Source organism: Massilia aquatica (assembly GCF_011682045.1).
GTDB lineage: Bacteria > Pseudomonadota > Gammaproteobacteria > Burkholderiales > Burkholderiaceae_D > Telluria_A > Telluria_A aquatica.
Genome location: NZ_VVIW01000032.1, coordinates 41556 through 68457 on the forward strand (window position 1 = coordinate 41556; position 26902 = coordinate 68457).

Sequence of the window (26902 nt, forward strand, 5' to 3'; positions counted from 1 at the left end):
GATCATTCTAACCATAAACCTGCTGCACTGCACACAGGCGCGTCGGTGAACAGGCGTATCAAAAGAGTCATATTGTTGACAGCGCGGGGGATGTTTGCAACACTCGCCGCCTTGCTTTGATTCCCGCCAGGTCCGCCAACAGTGCGCGGGCTCAAGCTGGAATCCCGCCCCACCTGGAGAAACCATGCGCGCCCCGTCCAAACTCTTGAGTCTGTTTCCCCTGGCTTGCCTGGCGCTGGCGGCCCATGCCCAGACCACGGTCGAGGCGTTCACGCCCACCGGCACGGTCAAGGAAATTCGCCAGGTGACGGCGCGCTTTTCGGCCCCGATGGTGGCCTTCGGCGACGCCCGCATGGCCGAGCCGTTCGCGATCGACTGCGCCGAAGCGGGCAGCGGGCGCTGGCTCGACGCCCGCATCTGGACCTACGATTTCGCGCGCGACCTGCCACCCGGCGTGCGCTGCAGCTTCACGCTCAAGCCGGAGTTGCGCGACCTGGCCGCCCAGCCGCTGGCCGGCACGGCGCGCTTCGCCTTCGATACGGGAGGCCCGGGCGTGCGCGAGAGCGCGCCGTACGCGAGCGACACGGTCGACGAGCAGCAGGTGTTCATCCTCGGGCTGGACGCTCCGGCGCGTGCGGCCAGCATCGCCGCCAAGGCGTATTGCACGGTGGACGGCATCAACGAGCGCATCGGCGTGCGCGTGCTGGCCGGGGCCGAACGCGAGCAGGTGCTGGCCGCGCGCAAGGGTTTCGTCGAGCGCTACCTCAAGGACTACGTCAGGCGCGGCGGCGCCCAGCCCAGGGCCGCGGAAGACCTGCCGCTGGCGCTGGTGCAGTGCAAGCGCATGCTGCCGCCCGGCGCCGCCGTGTCGCTGGTGTGGGGCGCCGGCATCGAAGGCCCGGGGGGCGTAGCCTCCGGCGCCGACCAGTCGCTGGCGTTCGTGACCAGGGCCGATTTCAGCGCCCGCTTCAGCTGCGACTTCCTGACCGCGGGCGGTCCGTGCGTGCCGCTGCGGCCTCTGCGCCTGTCCTTCAACGCGCCGGTAACGCGCACCGAGGCCGAAAAAATCACCCTCACCGACGCCGCCGGCAAGCGCTATGCGCCTTACTGGGACGGCAACAGCGCGCGCGCCGCCCCGGTGAACAATCTGTTTTTCAACGGTCCCTTCCCGGAAAAGAGCATCCTCACGCTGGCGCTGCCGCCCGGGCTGAAGAACGACGATGGCCGGGCGCTGGTCAACCAGCACGAATTCCCGATGACCATCAGGATGGACGTGCTGCCGCCGCTGATCAAGTTCCCGGCCAAGTTCGGCATCATCGAAGCGCGCACCGAACGCCTGCTGCCGGTCACGGTGCGCAATGTGGAAACCAGGCTCTCGGGCAAGCTGCGCGGCGCCGGCGCCATGCTGCGCGTGGAAGTGCAGGGCGAGCGCCAGGACCTCGACGTCATGGCCTGGCTCAAGCGCCTGGGCAACGGCTACAGCGACAACTACACCAAGTCGGTGTTCGCCGGCCTGAAAAGCGGCAAGCCGGAAGCGTTTACGCTGCCCGCGCCGGCCTCCGGCCGTCCGTTCGAAGTGATCGGCGTCCCGCTGCCCAAGGCCGGCTTCTACGTGGTCGAATTCGACAGCCCCAAACTGGGCGTGGCCCTGTTCGACAAAAAGCAACGTGCCTATGTCAGCGCCGGCGCGCTGGTGACCAACATGGCGGCCCACTTCAAGCACGGCGCCGATTCCTCGCTGGTGTGGGTCACCTCGCTCGACAAGGGCCGTCCGGTGCCCGGGGCGGCGGTAGCGGTGCGCGACTGCGCCGGCAAGCTGCTGTGGCAGGGCGTGACCGACGGCGCCGGCGTGGCCCGCATCGACAAGCCGCTGGCGCGCGGCGACTGCCCCGAGGGACCCGGCAGCATGTTCGTCAGCGCCCGCAGCGGCGGCGACTACACCTTTACCTTGTCGGAATGGGACAACGGCATCGAATCGTGGCGCTTCAACCTGCCGTTCATCCCGGACGCGAGCAACAGCATCGTCGCCACCGTGTTCGACCGCACCTTGCTGCGCGTCGGCGAAACGGCGCACATGAAGCACTTCCTGCGCCGCAGCGGCAGCCGCGGCATCGAGTTCGACCGCGCCAGCGTCGAGGCCAAAGCCACCAGCATGACCATCACCCACCAGGGCAGCGCCACCGCGTATGAACTGCCGCTGCGCTGGAACGCCAGCGGCACGGCCGCCAACGAGTGGGTCATTCCGCAAGGGGCCAGGCTGGGTGTGTATACCGTCAAGATCGGCGCCTTGGAGGCCGGCAGCTTCCGCGTCGAGCAGTTCCGGGTGCCGACCATGAAGGCACTGCTGAACGGCCCGTCCGCGCCGCTGGTCGGCGCCAGTGCGTTCGACCTGGACCTGCAGGTCGGCTACCTGGCCGGCGGCGTGGCCGCCAGGGCGCCGGTCAAGCTGCGCACCCTGACCGAAGAGAAGCTGCTGCACTTCCCCGGTTACGAATACTATGCCTTCGGTGCGGGCGATGTGCGCGAAGGCGTGCAGGACGACGCCCGCTTCGGCCACGACGACGACAGCGGCGCGGACGACAGCGCCCCCGCCGCCACCGACGTGCGCACCCGCGCGCTGGTGCTCGACAAGGCCGGCGGCGCGCGCGTGCGCATCGACGATCTGCCGCCAGGGGACGTCGCGCGCACCCTGGTGGCCGAGCTGTCGTACCAGGACGCCAACGGCGAAACCCTGTCCACCTCGACCCGCATCGCCCTGTGGCCCGCGTCGTACGTGGTCGGCATCAAAGCCGAGGACTCGGTCTCCGTGCGCGACAAGAGCAGCTTCGAGGTGGTGGTGCTGGGCGTGGGCGGCAAACCGGCGGCGGACGTGGCGGTCGAGGTCGACCTGTTCAAGCGCACCAGCTATACCCACCGGCGGCGCCTGATCGGCGGCTTTTATGCGTACGAAAACAGCAGCGAGATCACGCGCGTGGGCACGGCCTGCCAGGGCCGCAGCGACGCCAAAGGCTTGCTGCGCTGCGAATTGAGATCGCCGGCGGAAGGCAACCTGATCCTGCGCGCGCGCGCCCGCGATGCCGGGCAGCGCGTGGCCGTCACCCAGCGCGACATCTGGGTGGCCGGCGCCGCCGAGATGTGGTTCCAGACCGGCGACAACGACCGCATCGACCTGCTGCCCTCGGACAAACGCTACGAGCCGGGCCAGGACGCCACCTTCCAGGTGCGCAGCCCGTTCCGCGACGCCAGCGCGCTGATCACGGTCGAACGCGAAGGTATCCTCGACACCTACGTGCGTCGCCTCGATGGCAAGGAGCCTACTTTTACCATCCCGATGCTGGGCAAATACGCGCCCAACGCCTATGTCTCGGCGCTGGTGGTGCGCGGCCGCGTGGCCGGGGTGCAGCCGACCGCCATGGTCGACCTGGGCAAGCCATCCTTCAAGCTGGGCATCGCGCCGGTGCAGGTGGGCTGGGGCGCGCATGAACTGAAGGTGAAGGTCACGACCGACAAACAGGATTACAAGGTGCGCGAGAACGCCAGCGTGAGCGTGAAAGTCACGCGCGCCGACGGCTCGCCCGCGCCGGCCGGCACCGAAGTGGCGCTGGCGGCGGTCGACGCGGGCCTCTTGGAACTGATGCCGAACCGTAGCTGGCGTTTGCTGAATGCCATGATGCAGGAACGCGCGCTCCAGGTGCAGACGGCGACCGCGCAGATGCAGGTGATCGGCAAGCGCCACTTCGGACGCAAGGCCGCGCCGCACGGCGGTGGCGGCGGCCAGGGCAGCCGCGAACTGTTCGACACGCTGCTGTTCTGGCATCCGCGCATCGTGCTCGACGCCAAAGGCGAAGCGCGCGTGCCGGTCGCGCTCAACGACACCCTGACCTCGTTTCGCATCGTGGCCGTGGCCAGCGGCGGCAGCGGCATGTTCGGCACCGGCGAAACCGAGATCCGCAGCAGCCAGGATCTGATCGTGCTGCCAGGGTTGCCGGCGCTGGTGCGCGAAGGCGACCGCCTGCGCGCCGGCTTCACCTTGCGTAACACCACCGACGCCGCCTTGACGGTCGACCTGGGCGCCAGCGTGGCGGCCGATGGCGGCCCCGCCAAGGTGCTGGCGCGCCAGAGCCTGACCCTGGCGCCCGGCGCGGCCCAGGAAGCCGGCTGGGATTATCAGGTACCGGCTGGCGCTGGCGCGCTGGCGTGGACCATCGACGCCCGCAGCGGCGGCGCCAGCGACAAGCTGCGCATCGGCCAGAAGGTGCTGGCGGCGGTGCCGGTGCGCACCTTGCAATCGACCCTGGTGCGCATCGAGCAGCCGCAGTCGGTCAAGGTGCAGGCGCCGGCCGGCGCGCTGGCGGGGCAGGGCGGCGTGCGCGCCACGTTCGTGGCCAGTCTTGGCGCCAGCCTGCCCGGGGTGCGCGATTACATGAGCGCATATAAATACGGCGGCGTCGAGCAGGAAGCCTCGCGCGCCGTGGCCCTGCGCGACCCGGCCCTGTGGGACAAGCTGGCGGCATCGCTGCCGGCGCAGATCGACGCCGATGGCCTGGTCAAGTACTACCCGACCCAGGTCCAGGGCAGCGACAGCCTGACCGCTTACCTGCTCTCGGTCAGCGCCGAAGCCGGCCTGCCGCTCGCACCCGCGCTCAAGGAACGCATGGAGCGGGGCTTGCGCCAGTTCGTCGAAGGCAAGGTCACGCGCCCGGCGCGCGTGGCCCGCGTCGACACCGCCGTGCGCAAGATCGCCGCGCTCGAAGCGCTCTCGCGCACGCGGGCGGTGGCGCCGGAACTGCTCGAATCGTTCACCATTGAGCCGAACCTGTGGCCCACCTCGGCCGTCATCGACTGGTACCTGATCCTGCAGCGCAGCCCCGCGCTGGCCCAGCGCGACGCCCAACTGGCGCAGGTGCGGCAGGTGCTGCGCGCGCGGGTCAACCTGCAGGGCGCGGGCCTGGCCTTTTCGACCGACGCCAGCGACAACTGGTGGTGGCTCATGGCCTCGCCGGACAGCAACGCCAACCGCCTGCTGCTGGCCGTGCTCGACGATGCGACCTGGCAGGCCGACATGGGGCGCCTGGCGCGCGGCGCGCTGGGGCGCCAGCAAAAAGGGCGCTGGGGCACGACCCTGGCCAACGCCTGGGGCGTGCTGGCGCTCGACAAATTCTCGCGCAAATTCGAGCGCGAGGCGGTCACCGGCAGCAGCAGCGCGGGCCTGGGCAACACGGTCAAGGAAGCGAACTGGAATGCGCGCGGGGTCTCGGTCGTCAACCATCCATGGGGCACGGGCCAGCAAGAGCTGGTCCTGGCGCACAACGGCAGCGGCAAGCCGTGGGCCATCGTGCAAAGCCTGGCGGCGGTCGAACTCAAGGCGCCGCTGGCGAACGGCTATAAAATCGTCAAGACCATCACCCCGATCGAACAGAAGGTCAAGGGCGCGTGGTCGCGCGGCGATACCTACCGCGTGCGGCTCGACCTGGAAGCGCAGGCCGACATGACCTGGGTCGCGCTGGACGACCCGATTCCGGCCAGCGCCACCCTGCTCGGCAACGGCCTTGGAGGCGACGCCGTCAACCTGCCCGGCGCCGCGCGCGAGGCCGGCAACCTGCGGCCGGTGTACGAGGAACGCAGCTTCGAGGCCTTCCGCGCCTATTACGACTTTGTCCCCAAAGGCAAATGGCGCATCGAGTACAGCGTGCGCCTGAATAACCAGGGCCGCTTCAACCTGCCGCCGACCCGCATCGAAGCGCTGTACAGCCCCGAGCTGTCGGGCGACCTGCCGAATGCGGCGCTGGAAGTGGGGCGCTGATGCGCGGCCTGGCCGCCTTGCTGGTGCTGGCGTTCGCCGCCCAGGCGCACGCCGTGCCCACGCCCGAGCAGGTCAGGGCGGCCTACCGCGCGTCGGACGCGCAGCTGCTCGACCGCCACGGCGTGCCGATCGATTCGCTGCGCACCGACATGGCGGTGCGGCGCGCCCCATGGGTGGGACTGGCCGACATTTCGCCGGCCATGCGCCTGGCGCTGGTGCACGCCGAAGACCGGCGCTTCATGCAGCACGACGGCGTCGACGTGGGCGCGCTCGGAAAAGCCGCCTGGGACAACCTGCTGCGCACCCGCGCGCGCGGCGCCTCGACCATCACCATGCAGCTCGCGGCCATGGTCGACGAGCGCCTGCGCGCCGGCGCCGGCGGGCGCAGCTGGGGCCAGAAATGGGACCAGGCCAGCGCCGCGCGCGAACTCGAAACCGGCTGGAGCAAGGCCCAGATCATGGAGGCCTACCTGAACCTGGTGCCGTTTCGCGGCGAACTGCAAGGCATCGGCGCAGCTTCGCAGGGCCTGTTCGGCAAGGCGCCTTCGGGATTGAACCAGGCCGAAGCGGCGATCCTGGCCAGCCTGCTGCGCGCTCCCTCGGCGGCGCCGCGCGTGGTGGCGCAGCGGGCCTGCGCGCTGGCCCGCGAGATCAACCCGGCGGCCAAGTGTGCCGGCATCGAGTGGGACGTGGCGGCCGCGTTCAGCCGGCCGTCCGCCAGCGCGCCACAAACCCAGGCGCCGCAGGTGGCGCAGCGCTTGCTCAAGGGCGCGGCGCGCCAGGTGCGCAGCACGCTCGACGCGGGCATCCAGCGCGACGCCGCCGACACCCTGCGCGCCCACCTGGCCGCCCTGCGCGAGCGCAACGTGACGCAGGGTGCCCTGGTGGCCATCGATAACCAGAGCGGCGAAATCGTGGCGTATGTGGCCAACGGCGGCGCCAGCGAGGTCGATGGCGTGCTGGCGCTGCGCCAGGCCGGCTCCACCCTCAAGCCCTTCCTGTACCAGCTGGCGATGGAGCGCGGCTGGATCACGGCGGCTTCGCCGCAGGACGATTCGCCGCTCGAAATCGCCACCGCCGCCGGCCCCTACGTGCCGCAGAATTACGACCGCCAGTTCAAGGGCTGGGTCAGCACCCGCACCAGCCTGGCCAGCTCGCTCAACGTGCCGGCCGTGCGCATGCTGCAACTGACCGGCCTGGAACGCTTCCATGCGCGCCTGCGCGCGCTCGGCATGGCCAGCCTCTCGGAGCCGGCCGAATTTTACGGCTACTCGCTGGCGCTCGGCTCGGGCGACGTCTCGCTGCTGGAGCTGGCCAACGCCTACCGCACGCTGGCCAATGGCGGCCTGCATGGCAGCGTCACCCTGCAGCCGCGCGCCGCCCAGGCCCAGGCCAAGACCCGCGTGCTCGATGCGAAAACGGCCTTCATCGTCGGCGACATCCTGTCCGACCGGGCCGCGCGCAGCCTCACCTTCGGGCTGCGCAACGAACTGGCGACCGCCTTCTGGAGCGCCGTCAAGACCGGCACCAGCAAGGACATGCGCGACAACTGGTGCGTCGGCTACTCCGAAAAATACACGGTGGCGGTCTGGGTAGGCAATTTTGACGGCAGTCCGATGTGGGATGTGTCGGGCGTGACCGGCGCGGCGCCGGTGTGGCGCGACGTGATGGAGCGCCTGCACCGCGCGCTGCCGAGCCGCGCCCCGGCCGCGCCGCCCGGGCTGGTGCAGCAAACGGTCAGCTACCAGCCGGCCCTGGAAGCGGCGCGCCGCGAGTGGTTCGTGCGCGGCAGCGAGAGCGCGCAGGTAACCCTGGTCGGCAGCGAGAAGCGCCAGGCGGCCATCCTGTATCCGGGCCAGGCCGGCGTGATCGCGCTCGATCCGGATATTCCGGCCGGGCGCGAACGGGTGGTGTTCCGCGCGCAGGGCGCGCACGGCCTGTCCTGGCGCCTTGACGGCGTGGCGCTGGGCGCGGGTTCTGCCAGCCACGCCTGGCAACCGGTCGCCGGCGAGCACGAACTGGCGCTGGTCGACGCAGGGAACAAGGTGGTGGCGGCGACCCGCTTCAGCGTGCGCGGCGCGGCCGCGTCCATGCGTCATTAGCGCGCCGCCGCTTTGATATAATTACAACCTTTAAACCCTGGCAACAACAGTTCCTGCAGCACCGCTGCGTGCATGAGCCGAGCCGCACCACGAAGCGCCATGAACAATAGCCTCAACCAAGCCGCAGCGAGCCTGCGCGACGCCATCCGCGACGCCGCCGATGGCCTGATCGACCGTGAATCCCTGGCCGAACTGATGATCCTCGGCGCGGTGGCGCAGGAACACCTGCTGGTGATCGGCCCGCCGGGCACCGCCAAGAGCGCCGTGGTGCGGCGCGTGGCGCACAGCCTGGGCGGACGCTATTTCGAGTATCTGCTGGGGCGCTTCACCGAGCCGTCCGAACTGTTCGGCGCGGTCAAGCTGGCCGGGTTGCGCGACGGCCGCATCGAGACCGACACCGGCGGCATGCTGCCCGAAGCCGACATCGCCTTCCTGGACGAAGTATTCCTGGGCTCGACCGCGATCCTCAACACCCTGCTGGGGGTCCTCAACGAGCGCCGCTTCCGGCGCGGGCATACCGACATCGCCTGTCCGCTGCGCCTGTGCGTGGCCGCGTCCAACGCGCTGCCCGACGACGACAGCCTGGCCGCCTTCGCCGACCGCTTTCTGTTGCACGTGTTCGTCGAGCCGGTGGCGGACGCGCGCCTGGAAGACTTGCTCGCCGGCGGCTGGGCGGCGGGGCAGCGCACGATCGCCCCACGCGCCGGCCTGGCCACGCTCGACGCCCTGCACGCGGCGCTGCCGCTGGTGGACATGAGCGCGGTGCGCTCCGATCTGGCGCAGGCCATCCGCGCCCTGCGCACGGCGCGCATTACGCTGTCGGACCGGCGCATCGTCAAGGCCCAGAACCTGATCGCCGCCGCCGCCGTGCTGGCCGGACGCCAGGTGGCTACCCGCGCCGACCTGTGGCCGCTGGTGTACGTGGTGCCCAGCGCCGCCGGCCAGCAAAGCGCGCGCGACACCTTGCACGCGCTGCTTGCCGAAGCGCGCCACCCGCTCCTGCAAGCGGTGGTCGAAAGCGCGGCGCAGCAGCCGCTGGCGCGCATTGCGCGCCTGGCCGACAGCGCCGACCGCCTGCTTGGCGGCGCCGCTGGCGACACCTTGCGCGGCGCAGCCGAAGCGCTGCTGCGCGAGATCGACGCCAACTTCGGCGCCGACCACCTGCCGCCGGAACTGGCGCCGCGCCGCGCCGCCCTGGTGGCGGCGGTGCGCAACACCTGATGGCGGCGTTGCGCTGGCACCTCCGGCCCGACGCGGCGCCCGAGCCGCACGGCCAGGTCGCGCAAGGCGCCGTGATCGGCGCGCTGCTGGCGCGCCTGGCCGCGCTGGACGACGCCCAGCGCGGCGTGCTCGGCGCCGTGGCCGCGCCCGGCATCCTGGTGCTGCTCGGACCCGGCGCCGCGCTGCCCTGGGTCGACGGTGCGCGCTACTGCGCCCCGGACCCGCTCCAGCGCATGCTGTGGCTGCCCACCGACGTGCAGCCGCAAGCGCCGCCCGACCTGGTGCTGGCCAATCTGTCGGCGCGCGGCGCCAGCCTGCCGTTCCTGCTGTGGGATGCGCCGCAGCTGGTGCTACCGCTTGGCCGGCCGCTGGCGCTCGACCGCGCCGGCCTGGCCTGGCTGACCGGGGAACTGACGCCATGACCTTGCCCGCGCAACTGCTGCCGTGGCGTGCCTGGCTGGCGGGCATGACGCCCGAACTGGCCGCCCCGCTCGGACAGATGCTGCTCCAGCTTGAGCCGCTGTTGGAGCGCATGAACCACCCCGGCGCCGGCGCCGGGAGCGCGGCGGCGGGTGCTGGCAGCATTGCCCGGCGCGGTCCGTACGAGCGGCTGCTCCTGAGCGAGCACGCGGTGGCCGACGCCGCGCCGGACGAATTCCTGCGCCGCGCGGCGGCCGGCGAACTGCTGTTTTCGGCGCCGGAGCCGGACCTGCCGCAAGGTGCGCGCGTGTGCGTGGCGCTGTTCGACAGCGGCCCGGAGCAGCTGGGCGAACCGCGCCTGGCGCAGATGGCGCTGTACATCCTGCTGGCGCGGCGCGCCGAACTGGCCGGCGCCGGCTTTCGCTGGGGCGTCCTGCAAGACCCGTGCGCGCTGCGCGACGGCCCCGACGGATTGCAGGCCTGGCTCGCTGCGCGCAGCCTCACGCGCGCGCACGAGACCCATGTGAACGAATGGCAGGTGGCCATCGGCGCGCTGGACGAGCGGGTCGAACTGTGGCAGATCGGCGCGCCCGGCGGCGTGGCGCTGGCGCGGCTTGATGCGCGCGTGAGCATCGCGCCGGTGCTGAGCGGCGGCGTGGAGGTCACGCTCAGCGGGCCGCGGCGCCAGCGCACGCTGCTGCTGGCAATGCCGGACACGCCAGCCGGCGCGCGCCTGCTGCGCCATCCGTTCAAGCGCGCCGCGCTGGCGCACGCCAGGCAGCGCGGCGTGGACCGCTTGTCGCTCACGCGCGCGCCGCAGTTCGGCCTGCACGGCGACTGGATCGCGGCCGCCATGCAGCAGCAGGGCGCGGCCCTGCATCATGCGCCGTCCGAACCCGCCAGGTCGTCCGCCGGGCGGCGCTTGCAGCCGCGCCGCGTGCACGTCAAGCCGGGCACGATTCGCCTGGGGACGGTCCTGAGCGAGCGCACCCTGGCCTGGGTCGACTACCGCGATGGCGCCCTGGTTTTCACCGCGTTCCCGGACCAGGCCTTCGGCGCGCTGCGCACGGTGGCGCTGCCGCCGGCCGCGCAGTTCCTCCTGCCGGATGAGGAGGACGCCGGGCTGCCGACTTTTTTCCTGAGCGACCATGCGCCGGCCTGCGCCGGCGCGCGCGTGTTCATGCTCGACCGCGCCGGCCAACTCGGCTGCTGGAAGGTGACCGGCCAGGACGCCGGCGCCAGCGTGCGTTTCGACCAGCTGGCCGACCAGGTGGTGGGCGCCGCCCAGCTGCCTGCGACGCTCATGTATGCCAGGAATGTCGGCAACTTCACCACGGTGCACGCGATCGACCAGGACGATAAATTCCCGACCCAGGTCGCCGACTTGCCCTTCGCGGCGCGGCGCGTGCTGTTCGGGGCGCCGCAGGACCGCGCGCGGCGCGGCTGGGTGGCGGCGCTCGAGGGCGACGCGCAGGACTGGGTACTGGCGAGCGTGGGCGCGGAGCCGCAAGCGCCGTTCGCGCTGGCCGTCGCCGCCGGCGCCACGGTGGTGGGCGTGGCGCGCAGCACGCCGCTGCCAGACGGCAAGCCGGCCCTGCTGGTGCTGGATGCGCAGCGCCGCGCGCTCGCGCTGCACAGCGCGGACGGCGCCGTCGCCGTGCTGCAGAGCGCGGTGCCGATCGCCCAGGTGGTGTTAGACACCAACAGCGAACGGCTGTGCTGGGTCGACGATCACCACGAACTGCATGTGCGCCTGCTGCACGGCGGGCCGGCCTTGCTGCATATCGGGGCCGATGGGGCCGGGGGTGCCAGCGATGCCGGTTGAGGTGCGCCAGCCGCTGTTCCATGGGCGCTGCGCGGTGCACGCACTCTGGTTCGACCTCGACCTGATCGGGCCGGACGAGGCGCGCCGGCGCGTGCTGGCGCACTGGCAGGCCGGCTCGCACCTGTTTCTCGCCGGCGGCGGCTACCTGCTGCGCTGGCCGGCGCCACGCTGGCAGCAGGTGGACACGCTCGACGCGCTGGCCTTGTGCCAGGTCGGCCATGTGCTTGGCAGCGCCCCCTTGAGCCAAACCGAACTGGCCACACTGCCGGCCGGGACGGTCTGGCTGGTGCGGGCCGGGGTGGCGCAGGCGGCGCTGCCGCAAGAACGGCTCGATGCGGCAGCCTGGCTGGCGCTCGACGCGATTACCCTGTGCGTGCCGCTGGCGCCCCCAAGCCCGCCGGCCGCCGATGCCATGCTGGCGCCGATCGCGCTGGAGGTGGTGCTGGGCGCGGCCATGCCACGGCGCAATGCCGCCAGCATCGCCTTTGAACGCGGTCTTGCGTTGCCGGCGCCGTCCGGCCAGCCGGAAGTGCAAGCGAGCGGCGGCCCGGATGCTGCTGCGGCGGCGCCGGGTTTCGTGGCGCGCCTGCTGTCGCGCTGGCGCCTGGGTCCGGCGGCGCCGCCCGCGCCGGCTGCGCGCGCTCTTTCGTCCAGTTACCTCGACATGGTGATCGCGCTGTTCGCCGGCGGCGACCTGGCCATGGCACTGAGCCACGCGGTGCCGGTTGGCGCCGTCGACAGCGGCGGCGCCGCGCAGATGCTGCCTTTGCGCCGCCAGATGAGCGCCGACGGCACGCCGGCATGGGCGACGCCGCTCACCAGCGCGTACGCGGCGCTGTTGCGCAGCGTCTACCGCAGCGCCTTCGAGCAACTCGACGGCGCGGGGCGGGTCGATGAAGCTGTGTATGTGCTGGCCGGGCTGCTGCAGTGTCCGCGCGAAGCGGTGGCCTATCTGGAACAGAAGCAGCGCTACGGGCAGGCGGCCCGGCTGGCCGAGCAGGCGAAGCTGGAGGCGCCGCTGGCGGTGCGTCTGTGGCTGCTGGCCGGCGAGCTCGAACACGCGGTCCGGCTGGCGCGCCTGCACAACGTATTCGACGCCGCCGTGCAACTGCTCGAGACCAACGGCAGCGTGCTGGCGGCGCCGCTGCGGCGCCACTGGGCCGCCTACCTGGCCGAACGCGGCGACTTGGTCGAAGCGGCCGCCGTGCTGCGCAGCTTGCCCGACCAGCGGGCGCAGACGCTGGCCTGGCTGGCCCAGGCCGAGCGCCATGGCGGCACCTTGGGCATGCGCGCGCTGGCCTTCAAGCTGGCGCTCGACCCGGCCACGCTGCACGAGAGCGCGGCCGACATCACGGCGCTGCTGGCGGCCGGCGGCGAGGACGGCGCCGGACTGCGCGCCAGCCTGGCGCTGGCGCTGCTCGGGAAGGGCATGCCGGCCGTGGCGACATCAACGGCGAGCTGGCGCGTCGCTGGTGAACTGCTGCGCAAGGTCTTGCCCGAACGGCTGGAAGGCGCCAACCGGCTCGACGCCGAGGCGCTGGCCGCGCTGGCCGGCCTGGCCGGCGGCACGGCGCTGCACGCCGACCTGCCGCGTTATCGCATCGCGCCCGAGCCGCATGTGCCGCCGCTGACCGAACGCGACGCGTCGCTGGCGCTGCGCCTGGACCAGCGCGGCCTGCTGCCGATCCACGATGCGCGCTGCCTGGCGGACGGCCAGTACCTGCTGGCGCTGGGCCAGGGCGGGGTGCTGCGGGTCGACCGCGACGGCCGCCAGCTGGCGCATTATCCGGTGCCGGCCGAGCACCTGGTGCTGTCGTACAACGGCACGCGCGCGCTGGCGCTGGCGCGGCGCGGGTCGCAGTACCGCATCAGCCGGCTGGACCTGGTCACTGGCGACGCCGCCGACTGGCTGGGCATCGACTTGCAGCACTGGTCGGGCAGCTACGACGGGGTGTCGTGGAATGTGGCCTTCGAACGCCGCCTGGCCGTGCTCGACACCTGCGCGCCGCAGCAGCGCATTGTCTGGGAGGTGGCTGGCTTGCCCGGCGAGATCGTCGGCTACCGCGACCGCGGCGACGCGCTGGCGGTAGTGCTGCGGGTGGCGGACGGGATCGAGCAATGGACCTACCACCAGCCGGGGCGGCAACTGCGCCAGCGCGACTGGTGGAAGAGTCGCTCGCTCGCGCGCGCCACCCACCTGCTGCCGGGCCCGCCGTACTCGAGCCCGTGGCCGGTGTTCGTCGACGAGCAGGCGGGGACGGTCACCCTGATGCTCCGCGAGCATCCCTTGCGCATGCCGGTCGCGCTGGCGCCGCAGGCGGCGCGTGAGGTGCGGATCGACGGCAAGGCCATCGTCTTCGTGGGCAGCGAGGGCGATGCGATGTGCTGCAATGTGGTCAGCCTGAGCGAAAACGCGATGCACGTTCGGATCGCGCTGCCCGATGCGCTGGCGCCGGGGTTCAGCCTGCACGACGCGCGCCTCTTGGTGTTCGACCGCGCCGGGCGCCTGGTCGACCTCGATTGTGACAGCGGCAAGCTGCGCAGCCTGTGCCTGCGCTGAGCGCCGCTTCGGGCTGACGCATGAGCGATAAACCTGATAATCCCTACTCGCCCCCGGCCGGCGCGGGCGGAACGGGAACCAGTCACGCGGACTACGTGCCGTCCGTGTTCGGGCTGCACGGGCGCATCGGGCGCGCGCGCTACCTGATGTATTCGGTCTATCCCACCTGCGCCGCGCTGGTGCTGCTGGCGCCGATGTTCATGTTGCCGAATATTTTCCTGAAGTTTGCCGTGATCGGGTTCGGGCTGCTGTCTTTGCTGTCGCATTTGCTGATCGTCGCCGCGCGCCGCCTCGACGACATGGACCAGCCGCGCTGGCTGATCGTGCTGCTCGGGGTGCCGGTCGTAAACGGGCTGTTCGTGCTGTATCTGCTGAGTTTCCCCGGCGATCCGCAGGCCAACCGGCACGGCGCTGCGCCCACCTCGAGCCTGTCGGCGCTGACCAAGAGCTTATGGGTGAGCTGTGCGCTGCCGCCGCTGATTTTGCTGGCGCTGTACCTGCTCGCCACCTTCAAATTGCCAGTATGATATTGCAAGCGTTTCATGCCGACACAGCACCAGCGCCCACGCACTGACCATCGAAGGGGAGCGAGACCATTGGATAATCCGTACGCAGCGCCGGCATCGACCAACCCGGCGCCCGATCAGCGTGCCAGCTACACACCCACGCCGTTCAGCCTGGACGGGCGGATCGGGCGCCTGCGTTTCCTGGTGTGGGCGTTCTTGCCGGCTGTCGTGCTGCTGATGCTGCTGGCGTATCTGATCGGCCAGCTCGGCTTGGTCGAGCGGCGCGGGATCGTGCAACTGCTCGTGCTGGCGGCCGGGCTGGTGGCGCTGGCAATCGCACTGGCGATGACGCGGCGCCGCCTGCACGACCTGGCGCGGCCGGGGTGGTGGGCGCTGCTCATACTGCTGCCGCCGGTCAATCTGCTGCTGATCGGCTATCTGGCCTACCGCGCCGGCGACGCCGGCGGCAACCGCTACGGGCCGCCGCCGTCCGAGAACACGACCCTGGTGGCGGCCGGGATGTGGGGCATGCTGTTGCTGGCGGTGACCGCGATTGCGGCGCAGTTCGAGATCCGGTGAGGCCTGCCGATAGGCGAATTGGGATCCAATGGGCACCTCGAAAAACCACCCAGCCGTGGCATCATGGCGGCTCCGCGTTGCTGACCTGATTTCACGATCTGGACGTTCAAGGAGCGCTTGCTCAAGGCCGGCGCCAGCGAGAGTATCTTTGACGCCGTCAACCGCCAGCTTTCCAGGCATGGCTATTTTGTGCGTGGTGGTCAAATGGTCGATGCCAGCATCGCGCAGGCGCCGAAGCAATCGATGAGCAAAGAGGGAAAAGCACCGCCACTCATGAAAAAACGGTAAAAATATATGGAAAATGAAGAGCAACGCAGTACTGCCGGGCGACATTCGTGCAGTTCGGAATCGATCCAATAAATCAGTAAAAATTAGTCCATTGGAGATTAAACATGGCTGATCTAACGAGTATTGAAGCAACCGTAGGAGAATGGCGAGTCGTGCTTACTGCTTTAGAAGAACACATGAAGCACCTGACTGCGATGGTCAACACAATTGAAGATGAAGATGAACAATGCGAGATGTATGACGACCTTGAACGGCTACAGCGCATGATCCCCGATTTCAAGAGCCAGTTTGAAGAAGGTATGAATAAAATCATCTAAGAATGATCGTTATTATTGCATTGATTCATGTTCGATTTTCATTGATCTTGAACTGCAAGAGACGTTGCAGTGTCAAGGCAAAAGACGCAAGCCGCAGCGTATTTTGACCGGTTTATCGCCAGAAACGAACGAGTGAGTATGTTGACCGTAGCGACTGCCTGATACCGAATGAATAAAAAATGGTCGTCAGGGGGCGGGAAAAGGTTTTTACATTCTGCCCTGACGAGCACGCCACACGTTCATGCATTGCGCATGGCGCTTACAACGTGATGTGCCAGCGCCGCCAGTCCTGGCCATAGGCGGTGACAAGGGCGCTGGCCAGATCCTCGTTGTCGGCATCGAACGGGCCGCTCGGGGCCGCCGGCGGTGGGCTGATCGCAAATTCCATGACGGGTGCCCGCGCGCCGGCCTACAGCTGCCCGCTTTCCTTGATGTCCAGGTAGCGGTTCACCAGCGCGGTACTGAGCTGGTCCGGGGTGATGTCGATCAGGCGTTCGGCGCGGATGCCGAGGCGGCGGATGGCGTCGCGCCGCTGTTGCAGGTAATGCACGGTGGCGCTGTAGCGCAGGGCGCTGGCGAAGGTCTCGACCTGCTTGGTGCGGGTGCCGTCCATGACCTTTTCGCGCAGGCTGGCGCAGATTACCAGGTGCTTGGAGGACATCAGCTCGCAGGCCGAGCGCAGCGCCGTGTCGTCTTCGTCGCGCAGGTTGGTGATGATGACCACGAAGGCGCGCTTGCTCAGGCGATTGAGCAGGTTGCTGGCCGCTTGCAGGTAGTCGGGCGCCATTTCGGCCGGCTGCAGGTCGTACACGCCGGCCAGCAGGCGATCGAGCCCGTTGCGGCCTTTGCTCGGGGCCAGCCAGCGCGTCTCGGCGCCGCCGAAGGTCATCAGGCCGACCGCGTCGCCCTGTTTTTGCGCCAGAAAGCCGAGCGTGAGCACGGCGTTCAGCGCATGGTCGAAGTGGGTGGTGAGCTCGTCGCGCGCCAGCATGCGGCGCCCGGTGTCGAGCAGGAACACGACCTGCTGGTCGCGCTCTTCCTGGTATTCGCGGGTGATCGGTTTCTGGCGCCGCGCGGTCGCTTTCCAGTCGATCGAACGCATGCTGTCGCCGTCGCGGTATTCGCGCAGCTGGCGGAAGTCGGTGCCTTCGCCGCGGCGCCGTTTGCGGATCGCGCCGGCCGCCGGGGCGCGCCGGTCGGTGGCCGAGAGGGTGTGCCCGAGCAGCTTGGAAAAGTCGGGGAACACCTTGACGCTGCTGGCCTCGCCCAGGCGGTGCATGCGCTGCCACAGGCGCAGCGGCGAGCGCACGCGCAGGTGGGCCGCGCCAAAAGCGGCCTGGCCGCGCTGGTCGGGGCACAAGGTGTAGGTGACGGCGGCGTAGGCGCCCGGCGCGATCTGGCTGGCGTGCGGCAAGCCCTGCATGCCCCAGCTGGCGGGGTAATCGTCGTACAGGTCAAGCGCGAGCGCGCGCGTGCCTTCGTTATGCAGTTTGAGCGTGACCTTGTTCCAGGTCCCGACCGGCCACACGCCGGCCAGCTCGCGCTCGAGCCGCAATTGCGGCGTGCGGCGCGAGATCCAGGCGTCGGCGCAGGCGGCCACCAGCGCGGCCAGCCCGGCGCCTTGCCACAGCGGCAGCAGCGCCGGCACGTGGCTGGCGGCCGCGCCCAGCAGCGCCCAGCCGCCGGCGACAGCCAGCAGGGTGCGCGACGGCGTCAGGGCGTCAGCCACGCGGCGCGGCGATTTCTTCGATCAGGCCAAGCAGCAGGTCGTCGCTGGAGAGGCCATCGAGTTCGCTTTCCGGGGACACCGCGATGCGGTGGCGCAGCACCGGCAGGGCGGCCGCCTTGATGTCGTCGGGGGTGACGTAATCGCGTCCGGACGTCAACGCCATGGCGCGCGCCATGCGCACCAGCGCGATGCACCCGCGCGGGCCGGCGCCGATGGCAATGCCGGGCCAGTCGCGCGTGGCGCGCACCAGCCGCACGGCGTAGGCGGAGACCGCATCGTCGACGCGGATCTTGGCCACCAGCTGCTGCAGCGCGACGATGGTGTCGGGTTTGACCAGGGTGGCCACCTGGTTCACATCGAGGCCGTCGCCGACGCGGTCGCGCGTGACCAGGCGCAGCATCTGTTCTTCTTCGTCCACGCTCGGATAGTCGATCCGCACCTTGATCAGAAAGCGGTCCAGCTGCGCTTCCGGCAACGGGTAGGTGCCTTCGTTTTCCAGCGGATTCTGCGTGGCCAGCACCATGAACGGCGGTGGCAGCTGGTGCGATTCGCCTTCGATCGTCACCTGGCGCTCCTGCATCACTTCGAGCAGCGAGGACTGGGTCTTGGCCGGGGCGCGGTTGATTTCGTCGGCCAGCAGCAGGTGCGAAAACACAGGACCCTTGCGCACGCTGAAGGACTGGGTCTTCATGTCGTAGACGGCGTGGCCCATGACGTCGGCCGGCATCAGGTCGGGGGTGAACTGGATGCGCGAAAACTCGCCCGAGAAGGTCTTGGCCAGGGCCTTGACCAGCAAGGTCTTGCCCAGGCCCGGCACGCCTTCGATCAGTACGTGGCCGCCGGCCAGGCAGCAGGCCAGCACCTGGTCGACGACGGCCTGCTGGCCGATCACGGCGCTGCGGATTTCCTCGCGCATGCGCGCGACGATGCCGATCGCCTGGGTCAGACGGTCGGCCGGAATGGCGCTGGCGGCGCTGCTGGCGGTGCTATCGTTCATAGTGATTTCTCAGTGTTTGTAGGGTGCGGATCTGGCGTGTGAATCGGGTGACGTGGCTGGCCGCGTCCTGCTCCAAGGCCTCGCTGACGTCGGTCTCAAGAAGGGCGCAGGTGCGCGCCAAAGCGGCGTACAGCTCGCCCTCGGGCATGCGGAACAGGGCCGGGACGCGGCGCCGGATCAGCGCCAGGGTGTCGTCGCGCGCCGCGTCGAGCAGCACCTGGCGCCCGCCGTCGGCTTTCCACAGCCAGGCGCCGGAGGCATCAATATGTTCAAGCAGCGAGCGCCGTTCGGCCCTGGGCGCCGGCAGCACCGGGCCGAAACGGCGCACCGCGCTCCAGAACAGCAGCGCCAGGCACACCGCCAGGCTGACCAGGGCCAGCTGGTAATGGCGCCACAGGGCCTGGTACCACGGCAGCACGTTGAGGCGCTTGACGATGGTGACGTGTTTGCCCGGCGTGAGTTCGGTCAGCGCCAGCAGCAACTGGGCGTGGTCGCGCTGCGGCAGGCTGGCGTTGGTAAAGAAGCTGTTTGCGACCAGCACGATGCGGCCCTTGCCTTCGGCGTACACGCGCACCGCGCCGCCATCGTCGTCGCTCCACAGGGGCTCGGCGCCGTTCACCAGGCTGACCATTTCGGTGGTCCCGGCGTCGATTTCAAGCGCGTATGGCTTGCCGGGCAGAGTCAGATGGCTGAGCGCCTGTTCGCGCGCCAGCCTGGCCTTGGCGATCGCTTCCGGCTTGTTCTTGTCCTTCTCGTCCGGCGCGGTGCGGCACTTGCAGGCCAGCGCATCGGGACGCGTTCGCACGCCCAGGTGATCGGTGAGCGGGTCGCTGTGGTCGTCGGCTTCGGCTTCGGCGGCTTCGTCATCGCCGGCCTTTTCTTCGGCCGCCGGCGCTTCATCGGTGGTGCTGGCGTCGTCGCCGGCCGCGGCTTCTTCTTCGCTCTCTTCTTCGCTCTCTTCTTCGCTCTCTTCCTGCGCCGCGTGTTCCGCCAGTTCTTCTTTGCTGAACGCGATCAGCCCCTGTTCGTCGGAGCCGAGCCAGCGCGGTTCGGCGATCAGCGTGTTACCGCGCCGCACCCATTCGAGCAGTTCGCGCGCCTGGTCGGGCGTGGCCGTGCCCGAGGCGCCGCTGAGGATCATGGTGCCGCCAGCGGTTTGGGGCACCAGCAGTTCGCCCAGCGAGCCGGCGCCGGTGACCGTGCGCTCGTTCTGGCGCAACAGGCGCGTGGCGGCCAGCATCGGGTCGGCCGTGGCCTCGGCCGACTCGTGCTGCACCGAGGTCCAGCGCAGTTCCATCTGGTCGTGCCACCACCAGTAGCCGGTGGCGCCGACGATCAGCAGGACCAGCGCGATCAGGATGCCTTTTGCGCGCTCGCTCATGGCGTCACCTCGCGCAGCGCGCCGAACTGGGCGTCCCATGCGGCGCAGCAGGCCAGCAGGGCGTCGTCGCCCGGCCAGCGCGCGGCGTAGGCGCCGTTCAGCCAGAGCGTGGTGGCGCTGTCGGCCACGTCGAGCCGCGCGCGCGCCAGCCGGCCGCGCTGCCCGGCCTGGCGCGCCAGGCGCAGGCAGTCGCCTTCGGTATTGCCCTGGCGCAGGGGCAGTGCATCCTCGGTCACCAGGCGCGACAGGGTGGCGCGGTACAGCAGCGCCAGCGCGGCGCGCTGCTCGCCCCTGGCCCAGAAGGCGCGCACTTCGTCCGTGACGTTGGGCGGCAGCGATTCGGCGCGGATGTTCAGGCCGCCGATTTCGGTGGCCATGCGCACTTTGGCGGCGCGCTCGAAGGCCGGCAGGTAGTGGCGGTAGCGGTACAGCAGCCAGCCCACCAGGCCGATGGCCAGCGCGATGACGAGCACCTTGAAGATGTCGGCGACCAGGCCAAAATTGGCCGATGGAAGTTTGAGGTCGGGGTCTTTTTCCTTCTCCGGCTGCTTGCCCTTTTCCTTCAGGCGCCAGACTTCGGTGCAGCGGTAGCCGCGCAGGTCGTCGGTGGCGTACAGCTGGTCGATCTGCTTGCGCACGGGCGCTTGTTCGGGCGCGAGCAGCGGGCCGCGTTCGGGCCGGGGCGGGCCGTCCGCGGGCGGCTCGCACGGGGGCGCGGCGGCCGGCGCGGTGGGCGGGGCGGCGAGCAGCGGCAGCGGCAGGCTGGCGGCCGCGATCAGCACGCTGGCGCCGGCCAGCGCCAGCAGGGTCGAGACCACCGGCGCGGCGCGGGTGCGCGCGGCCGGTCGCTTGATCTGGCGCAGCTTGATTTCGATATCCCACGCTTCCATGCTGGCGCGCCGGTTCAGGTACAGGGTGAAGCAGCAGGCGGTGTAGACCGGCGCCATGATGGCGGCGCCCACGCCAAAGGCGCCGAGGGCCATCAGGGCCACGCCGACGTCCGGTGGCGCGGCGCTGTTGAAGGAGAAGAACAGGCTGAAGGGGTTGTTGTTCTTCGCGTCGTTGAGAAACATGCCGATGAAGCCGAGCAGGCCCATTTGCAGCACCACTTCGAGGTGGGCGCAGACCACCCCGAACCAGATGGCCGAGGAGGCGGTGCCATTGTTGCCGAGCGTGGCGCGGCGCAGGCTGGCGACCCGTCCGCGCGCGCCTTCGAGCATCCAGACCGGATGCGACAGGCCGCGTCCGGCGCTGAACAAACGGCCCCAGGTCAGCAGGCGCCAGGCGCCGCCGCCGATCTGGCGCGGCCAGGCGCGCACCGCTTCCTGCCAGGTGACGGCGGTGCCGAACACCTGGCGCGAGAGCACGTACAGCGGTGCGCGTTCGAGCAGCGGCTTGAACCACCACGCCAGCACCATCCAGAACCAGGCTTGCCCGGGCAGCCAGACGGTGAGCGCGGCGCACAGCGCCAGCAGCGGCAGCCACAGGACCAGGAAGGACAGGTAGGCGGCGCTGGCGTGCGAATGCAGCAGGGAAAAGCCGAGGTCGAGCGCCTGGGCATTGGTGCGCGGACGCAGTTCGATCTGCAGTTTATCGATTTGCATGGCGGCCTCTTATTGCTTGCCGCGGCCGGCGAACAGGAAAAATCCGATCACCAGCAGCCAGCAGGTGCCGCCGACGGCGTACTTGACATTGATCGGTATCACGCTCGAGGCCGACCAGAAGGCTTCGATGAAGGCGGCCGTGAAGGTCATCAGGCTGCCGCCGACGATCACCGGGAACATGGCCTGGCTGGTCTCGTGCAGGGCGTGGGCGCGGGTGCGGCGGCCCGGATGGATCAGCGCCAGCCCGAGGCGGATGCCCGACATGCCGCACAACAGCATGCCGGTGACTTCGACGCTGGCATGGGTGATCACGAACGACCAGAACTGGTGCGCGGTGGCCGGGTCGCGGCTCAGCCAGGCGGCGATCACGCCCAGGTGCATGCCGTTAAAACCGACGCTGACCAGGGCCGGAATGCCGCCGAAGATGCCGCCGGCAAAGGTGCGAAAGCCAATCGAGACATTGTTCCAGATGTAGTGGCCGAACATCATCACATCGCCCTCGCTGCCGCCGCGCCCGATGCTGGCGCGGCCCGGCTGGTACATTTCGCGATACTCGGCCAGCTGGGCGGCCGAGGCGAAGCTGTAGGCCCACTGCGGCTTGAACCAGACCAGCAGGCCGACCCCGAGCGCGACCCCGAAAAAGGCCAGGCAGGTCAGCAGCAGCAAGCGCCATTCGGCGCGCACGCGGCAAGGAAAGTCGACCAGCATCCAGCGCAGCAGCGTATTCGGGCGCTCGATCGCGGTGCCGTACAGGCGCCGGTGGCAGGCGCCGACCAGCTTTTGCAGGTAATCGGTGAGGGCCGGCGAATAGCCGCGCTGGCTCGACAGCGCCAGGGTCTGGCACAGGCGGCGGTACAGGGCCGGCAGGGCGCGCTGGTCGCTGCCGGCGCCCTCGAGCAGGGCGCTGATCTCGGTCCAGAGGGCGGCGTGGTCGGCTTCGAACTGTTGCTGTTTCATTTGTTAAAGCCCGCCACATAGCGGCGCATGCGTTCGACCGACTCTTCTCCCTGGGCGCCGGTCAGCGCTTCGGCGATGCTGCCCAGTTCGGCCATGCGGTCGAGCGGAAGCCGGTGTTCGCGTTCGAACAGGTCGACCAGGGTGCGCTGCTGGTCCGGGCTGAGCGGGAAGGGCAGGGGCAGCGGTTCGGCCGACGGCGGGGTCGGGCGCGCCATGGGTTTTTCGACATAGATGACCTGGGTGCCGGCCACGATGTCGCCCAGGCGGCGAAAGCGCTGGTCGAACAGCATGCACACCAGCCCGGTGGCATACATGGCCGGTAAAAAGTCGGCCACCAGCAGCAGGTTGCGCAGGGTCGATTCGCGCCAGCCGACCGGCAAGCCGTCGCTGCGCACCACTTCCAGGCCGAGCGCGCGCTTGCCCAGCGTACGGCCATTGAAATACACTTCGCTGATGATCGGGTAACCCCAGTAGGAGACGAACAGGATGACCAGGAACAGGCCGCCGCCGAATTTGCCGCTGGGCATCATCAGATGGGCCAGGCCGCAAAACAGCAGCCACACCAGTACATCGATCAGCCAGGCGATTGCGCGCAGGTAGGGGCCGGCGGGCGTCAGTTGCAGGCTCACGCCTTCGGGCGTGGTCAGGGACAGGCGGCCGTCTAGCAAGCGTCTGCCTCTTTGCGCTGCGCGGATGCGACTGGTGTGATGACCGCCATGCTGATACCGTGTTAAATTTACTGTAGGATGTATTTATTGTAACCAAGAAACGATGCAGCGATGACAAAAATATGAAAATTGCAGCATCGTTGTTGGGAATGGCCCACTTTTTGACATGTCGCCGTTTTTTAGTCACACCGGTGCGGGCCGTGGCGCTGACCGACGCTGCGAGTATACTGCGCCGGCACGGGTCCCGTCACAGATTATCGGATGGATTGCTTGAATAGAAAACTGATCATTGGCGTCTGCATTGCCGCCGCCGCGGCCTCGCTGGCGCAGGTGCCCGACAAGCCTGCGGCATCGGTGTCCGATACGCCGGCGTTTCCGCGTCATCTGCTGGCCGATGCCGGCAGTTGCCCATTGCCGGCGTGGCCGCGCGAAGCGCTGCTGTACGATTTGCAGGGCAGCAGCACGGTGGCGTTTGCGATCGGGGCCGACGGCGCGGTCGAGCGGGCGCGCCTGCTGCGCAGCAGCGGCTGGAGCGTGCTCGACGACGCGGCCCTGCGCGGGATTGGCGCCTGCCGTTTCAAGGCCGGGCTGGACGCGGCCGAGCGCGCCGGGCCGTATCCGATGCAGTTCGCCTGGAAGCTCGATGGCGCGGCCGGCGTGGCGCCGCAGCTGCGCGCCGGCAGCTGCCGGCCCTCGGCGCACTTTGCGCGTTTTGTACCGGATGCGCTGGCGTCCGGCATGGCCGCCAGTACGGCGCCGGGCAGCGCCAGTGGCGTGCGGGTACGCTTCCTGGTGGGCGAAGCCGGCGTGCCCGCGCGCGCTGTGGCTGAGGCCAAGGGACAGCCGCCAGCGCTGGTGACGGAGGCGCTCGACCTGGTCCGCTCGTGTCGCTTCGACTACGACGACACGCCCGGCGAGCGCAGCGCCAGCATGACCGGCCGCGTTGTAGAGAGCTAGATTGGACATCGCGCGCCTTGAAAATAAACTGATCGTCATCAGCGAGCCGGTTGGCGTGGCCGCCTACGACTTCGACATCGGCCTGCATGTCGCCTGCACCCATCCGTACCGGATCGAAGGCGAAGAAAGCTGCGTGCTGCGGATCGGGCCGATTGCCGATTACGCGGCCGAGTTCGACGACAAACTGGCCATGGGGCTACGCCTGGTCAATTCGCCACAGGAGCATGTGCGCGCCAGCGAACTGGAAGCCTGGTATCCGCTGCTGGGCGCGCTCACCCCGCGCACCGACGTGTTCGACAGCCTGCCATCGGCCGACGCGATCGAAGCCGCCTTCGCGTGGCCGGTCTTCATGAAAGGCTCGCGCCAGACCAGCAAGCACAATCCCGAGCTGTCGGTGATCCGCAGCCGCGCGCATTACGAGGTGGCGGCGCAGTTGTACCGGGACGACCCGATCCTGCACTGGCAAAAGCCGGTGATCCGCGAATTCGTGGCGCTCGAAGCGGTGCCTGGGCAGGTGGAAGGTAAGGTCCGGCCCTCGGTCGAATACCGCTCGTTCTGGTGGCACGGGCACTGCGTGGGCTGGGGGCGCTACTGGAACCAGGTGGCGCCATACGCCTGCGCCGACGAGCATGCCGGGCGCGCCGTGGCCGCGCAAGCCGCCGCGCTGGTGGCGGTGCCGTTCCTGGTGGTCGACGTGGCCAGGACGGCCGACGGGCGCTGGATCGTCATCGAATGCAACGACGCCCAGGAATCCGGCTACGCCGGCATCGCCCCGCAACTGCTGTGGCGTGCGCTGCTGGCCCGCATCGACGCCTGACACCCGCTGCCACGACGGCTTTCGTTTCCCAACCGGGGTCTGACCTCTGACTCGAAATTTTGCAAAATCGGGAAGCCGCCAAGAGCGCGCAAAGCCGTCGTATTTCGCTCAACTACTCCAATCGACATGTAAAACAGCGGGTTTGTTGATCGGGCTGCTTAACAATGTTTCGAGTCAGAGGTCAGACCCCGGTTCAAAAAAGAAGGGGGCGAAACGAAACGAAAAGGCGCTGGGGGCTTATTTCCAGGTGGCGCGGTAGGCGGCGAAGCGGCTGGCGGAGGCGGGGCTGTTGAGGGGCTCGATGACGTCGTCGCTGCAATCGCCATCGGCCACACAGAACACCACCGATACCGCGTCGCGCCCGGCGCCGCTGCCGAACTCGCCTTCGTCGGCCAGCTGGCGCAGCGCGTCGGCACACGCGCCGAAGACCCAGGCGCGCAAGGCGTCGATGTCGACCTCGTTGGGAATGTCGCGGTGGTAGGGCAGGATCATGCGGTAGGCAGTGTCCAGGTAGGCGCCTTCTTCGAAGAACGACCATTCCTGCGGCGCCCAGCGCATGTCGTCGCCGCCGCCATCTTCCGCCAGCGCTTGTTCGCTGTTGGCGACCGGGACGATCGTCATGGCGCTTTCGTCGCTCATCAGGGCGAAGCCGTTCATGGTCTGGTCCGGGTGGGCGGCGCGCATGGCCTTGAAGGCGGCACGGGCGCCGTCGCGGATTTCGGCGGCCAGCAGGGCACCGTCAAGCCGGTTCAGGTCGATCTCAAGCTGACGCGAGAGCGTGAAGCCGGCAGCCTCGGCTTCGGCGCACAGGGCGGCGTAGCGCGCTTGCGCGGCGGCCGGGCTGGCCAGTTCGTCGAGCCCGTCCGTACCCCAGGTCTCGGCCATGCCGGTGGCGTGCCAGACGGCGTTGCCGAGCAGGCGGACTTCGAAGAACTGGCGCGGTTTGGCGCCGATGTGTTTGTGGAAAAGTGACCAGTTGGTTGTCATTGTTGCGTATGTGATTTTATAGTGGGGAAATTGCGCTGCGGCGCGCACAGCCTGGTTCGGAAAGAAGTATGCAGGCCGCGCCCGCTTCTGTCACGCCCAATCTGGGATGCCGGCCGCGCCCGCATGCTCGCGGGCCAGGTCGATGAAGGCGCGCAGCTTGGGCTGGTGCCCGGTGCGCACCGGAAAGTAGAGGAACAGCCCGCGCGCGGTGCGCGAGGAGGGCGCGCAGGTGGTCGTCACCGCCGATGTGAGCGGCAACTTTTCGGGCAGCCCGCTGCCGCTGCATTATCATTTCACGCTGGGCGAGTCCGGCATCGCGGCGCTGGCGATCACGCCCTGAGCGAGGCCCGCGCGGCACTCGCTATTGCTTTAATCATAACGTGGGCTATGATGGCGCTTCTTTTTCAACATAGTGAAAGCGGCGCCATGTCCATCCCGGTCGACAGCAGGTATTTGCAGGTCTTGTTCGAGGGGCATGGCTTGTCTTGCGAGGTGGTGGACGGCTGGGTGTTGCCGCAAGGGCGGCGCCCGGCCATCCGGGCCGAGTGGTACCCGAACCGCAACGGTTACTCGGGCGTGTTCAATGTGCGCGTCCTGATGCCCGATGGCGTCGAGTTCCAGGAGGCCTGCTCCGGCATGGGGACGGGCGACGAAGGCATCGACGATGGCTTCGTCAAGTTCACCGAGAATGCCTTCCACGTGTTGCTGGCGGCGCTGTGGGGACGCGAGCAGGACGAGCAGGTCTACACCGAGGTGCTCGCCACGCGCGGCGGCGCCTACACGGCGTATCAGGGCCTTTTCCTGACGCGCGGCGAGGCGCACTTTCCGCAGGAGATGCCGGATCGCATCGACGAGTGCATCAGGCAGGCCAGCTTGTCGGCCGAGATCCACTGCCTGCGTTTTTTCTTCGCCAACCACAACGGCGACTTCACTTTCGAGGCGCTCGACAACGGCCAGACCTGGGACGACGGCCTGCGCGCACTGCAAGGCTGCGCCTGGACGCCGTCCGCGGACTTTTACACGGTGCGCGTCTTCATGGTGCTGCGCCGCGCAGGATCCTAGGAGTCTGCGCGGCAGAAACTGATGCAATCCGAATGGTGACGAGGTAAACTTGTCAAATGACGACGAGCTACCTTCCATACGATCAGCATCAGCAAATGCTGCTTCCCCATGCTTTGCAAGAC

Annotated in this window: 22 protein-coding genes; 13 read left to right on the top strand and 9 right to left on the bottom strand. The window is 69.0% G+C overall.

Going from position 1 to position 26902, the window contains the following annotated elements; all coding sequences use genetic code 11:
- The first annotated feature begins 184 nt into the window (after nt 1–184).
- The 10 genes from F1609_RS30575 to F1609_RS30620 all read left to right on the top strand — a co-directional run bounded on the left by F1609_RS30575 (nt 185) and on the right by F1609_RS30620 (nt 15621).
- On the top strand, nt 185–5803 hold the full coding sequence (locus tag F1609_RS30575; RefSeq protein WP_167081103.1) for an alpha-2-macroglobulin family protein: 5619 nt from the start codon (nt 185–187) through the stop codon (nt 5801–5803).
- The gene (gene pbpC, locus F1609_RS30580; protein ID WP_167081104.1) at nt 5803–7905 is read left to right on the top strand and encodes a penicillin-binding protein 1C; all 2103 of its coding nucleotides are present in this window, start codon (nt 5803–5805) and stop codon (nt 7903–7905) included. The genes F1609_RS30575 and pbpC overlap by 1 nt, the downstream gene beginning before the upstream one ends.
- 99 nt (nt 7906–8004) lie before the next feature.
- Nucleotides 8005–9126, top strand: a complete 1122-nt coding sequence (locus F1609_RS30585; RefSeq protein ID WP_167081106.1) for an AAA family ATPase — start codon at nt 8005–8007, stop codon at nt 9124–9126.
- Nucleotides 9126–9548, top strand: coding sequence for a bpX5 domain-containing protein (locus F1609_RS30590; protein ID WP_167081108.1), 423 nt, complete (start codon nt 9126–9128; stop codon nt 9546–9548). Before F1609_RS30585 ends, F1609_RS30590 begins: the two co-directional genes overlap by 1 nt.
- Complete coding sequence (locus F1609_RS30595) at nt 9545–11371, top strand: hypothetical protein (RefSeq protein WP_167081110.1); 1827 nt, start codon at nt 9545–9547, stop codon at nt 11369–11371. The genes F1609_RS30590 and F1609_RS30595 overlap by 4 nt, the downstream gene beginning before the upstream one ends.
- Nucleotides 11361–13931, top strand: coding sequence for a bpX6 domain-containing protein (locus F1609_RS30600; RefSeq protein ID WP_229422148.1), 2571 nt, complete (start codon nt 11361–11363; stop codon nt 13929–13931). The genes F1609_RS30595 and F1609_RS30600 overlap by 11 nt, the downstream gene beginning before the upstream one ends.
- 20 nt (nt 13932–13951) lie before the next feature.
- Complete coding sequence (locus tag F1609_RS30605) at nt 13952–14458, top strand: DUF805 domain-containing protein (protein ID WP_167081114.1); 507 nt, start codon at nt 13952–13954, stop codon at nt 14456–14458.
- A gap of 69 nt (nt 14459–14527) precedes the next feature.
- Nucleotides 14528–15016, top strand: a complete 489-nt coding sequence (locus F1609_RS30610; RefSeq protein ID WP_167081116.1) for a DUF805 domain-containing protein — start codon at nt 14528–14530, stop codon at nt 15014–15016.
- Nucleotides 15017–15133: 117 nt separating this feature from the next.
- A complete protein-coding gene (locus F1609_RS30615) occupies nt 15134–15304 on the top strand; it encodes a hypothetical protein (protein WP_167081118.1) in 171 nt (56 codons plus the stop codon).
- A gap of 104 nt (nt 15305–15408) precedes the next feature.
- The gene (locus F1609_RS30620) at nt 15409–15621 is read left to right on the top strand and encodes a hypothetical protein (RefSeq protein ID WP_167081120.1); all 213 of its coding nucleotides are present in this window, start codon (nt 15409–15411) and stop codon (nt 15619–15621) included.
- A 259-nt stretch (nt 15622–15880) separates the two neighbouring features.
- Here F1609_RS30620 and F1609_RS35150 read toward each other — a convergent pair whose 3' ends face one another.
- Genes F1609_RS35150 through F1609_RS30650 form a run of 7 tightly spaced genes read right to left on the bottom strand, consistent with a single transcriptional unit; the run spans nt 15881 to nt 22957 of the window.
- Nucleotides 15881–16009 carry a hypothetical protein gene (locus F1609_RS35150; protein ID WP_267876822.1) on the bottom strand — a complete coding sequence of 43 codons (129 nt, stop codon included), beginning with the start codon at nt 16007–16009 and terminating at the stop codon, nt 15881–15883.
- Nucleotides 16010–16030: 21 nt separating this feature from the next.
- Nucleotides 16031–17350 carry a DUF58 domain-containing protein gene (locus tag F1609_RS34915; RefSeq protein WP_167081122.1) on the bottom strand — a complete coding sequence of 440 codons (1320 nt, stop codon included), beginning with the start codon at nt 17348–17350 and terminating at the stop codon, nt 16031–16033.
- Entirely contained in the window at nt 17343–18347 is a 1005-nt protein-coding gene (locus F1609_RS30630) for an AAA family ATPase (protein ID WP_167081124.1), read from the bottom strand. Before F1609_RS30630 ends, F1609_RS34915 begins: the two co-directional genes overlap by 8 nt.
- Nucleotides 18337–19728, bottom strand: a complete 1392-nt coding sequence (locus F1609_RS30635) for a DUF4350 domain-containing protein (protein WP_167081126.1) — start codon at nt 19726–19728, stop codon at nt 18337–18339. The genes F1609_RS30630 and F1609_RS30635 overlap by 11 nt, the downstream gene beginning before the upstream one ends.
- The gene (locus tag F1609_RS30640; RefSeq protein ID WP_167081128.1) at nt 19725–21332 is read right to left on the bottom strand and encodes a hypothetical protein; all 1608 of its coding nucleotides are present in this window, start codon (nt 21330–21332) and stop codon (nt 19725–19727) included. The genes F1609_RS30635 and F1609_RS30640 overlap by 4 nt, the downstream gene beginning before the upstream one ends.
- Before the next feature lie 9 nt (nt 21333–21341).
- Nucleotides 21342–22289, bottom strand: a complete 948-nt coding sequence (locus F1609_RS30645; RefSeq protein ID WP_167081130.1) for a stage II sporulation protein M — start codon at nt 22287–22289, stop codon at nt 21342–21344.
- Nucleotides 22286–22957, bottom strand: coding sequence for an RDD family protein (locus F1609_RS30650; protein WP_167081132.1), 672 nt, complete (start codon nt 22955–22957; stop codon nt 22286–22288). Before F1609_RS30650 ends, F1609_RS30645 begins: the two co-directional genes overlap by 4 nt.
- Before the next feature lie 270 nt (nt 22958–23227).
- On the opposite strand from F1609_RS30650, the gene F1609_RS30655 reads away from it, so the two are divergent.
- Together F1609_RS30655 and F1609_RS30660 are read left to right on the top strand one after the other, a co-directional pair.
- A complete protein-coding gene (locus F1609_RS30655) occupies nt 23228–23914 on the top strand; it encodes an energy transducer TonB (protein ID WP_167081134.1) in 687 nt (228 codons plus the stop codon).
- Between the two features lies 1 nt (nt 23915).
- Nucleotides 23916–24731 carry an ATP-grasp domain-containing protein gene (locus tag F1609_RS30660; RefSeq protein ID WP_167081136.1) on the top strand — a complete coding sequence of 272 codons (816 nt, stop codon included), beginning with the start codon at nt 23916–23918 and terminating at the stop codon, nt 24729–24731.
- 237 nt (nt 24732–24968) lie between these two features.
- On the opposite strand, the gene F1609_RS30665 is transcribed toward F1609_RS30660, so the two are convergent.
- The gene (locus tag F1609_RS30665) at nt 24969–25718 is read right to left on the bottom strand and encodes a DUF4303 domain-containing protein (RefSeq protein WP_167081138.1); all 750 of its coding nucleotides are present in this window, start codon (nt 25716–25718) and stop codon (nt 24969–24971) included.
- 90 nt (nt 25719–25808) lie between these two features.
- Nucleotides 25809–25958 (bottom strand): hypothetical protein, encoded by a 150-nt coding sequence (locus F1609_RS30670; RefSeq protein WP_167081065.1) that lies wholly within the window; start codon nt 25956–25958, stop codon nt 25809–25811.
- A 186-nt stretch (nt 25959–26144) separates the two neighbouring features.
- On the opposite strand from F1609_RS30670, the gene F1609_RS30675 reads away from it, so the two are divergent.
- Complete coding sequence (locus F1609_RS30675) at nt 26145–26780, top strand: DUF6348 family protein (protein WP_167081140.1); 636 nt, start codon at nt 26145–26147, stop codon at nt 26778–26780.
- The last annotated feature ends 122 nt before the right edge of the window (nt 26781–26902 follow it).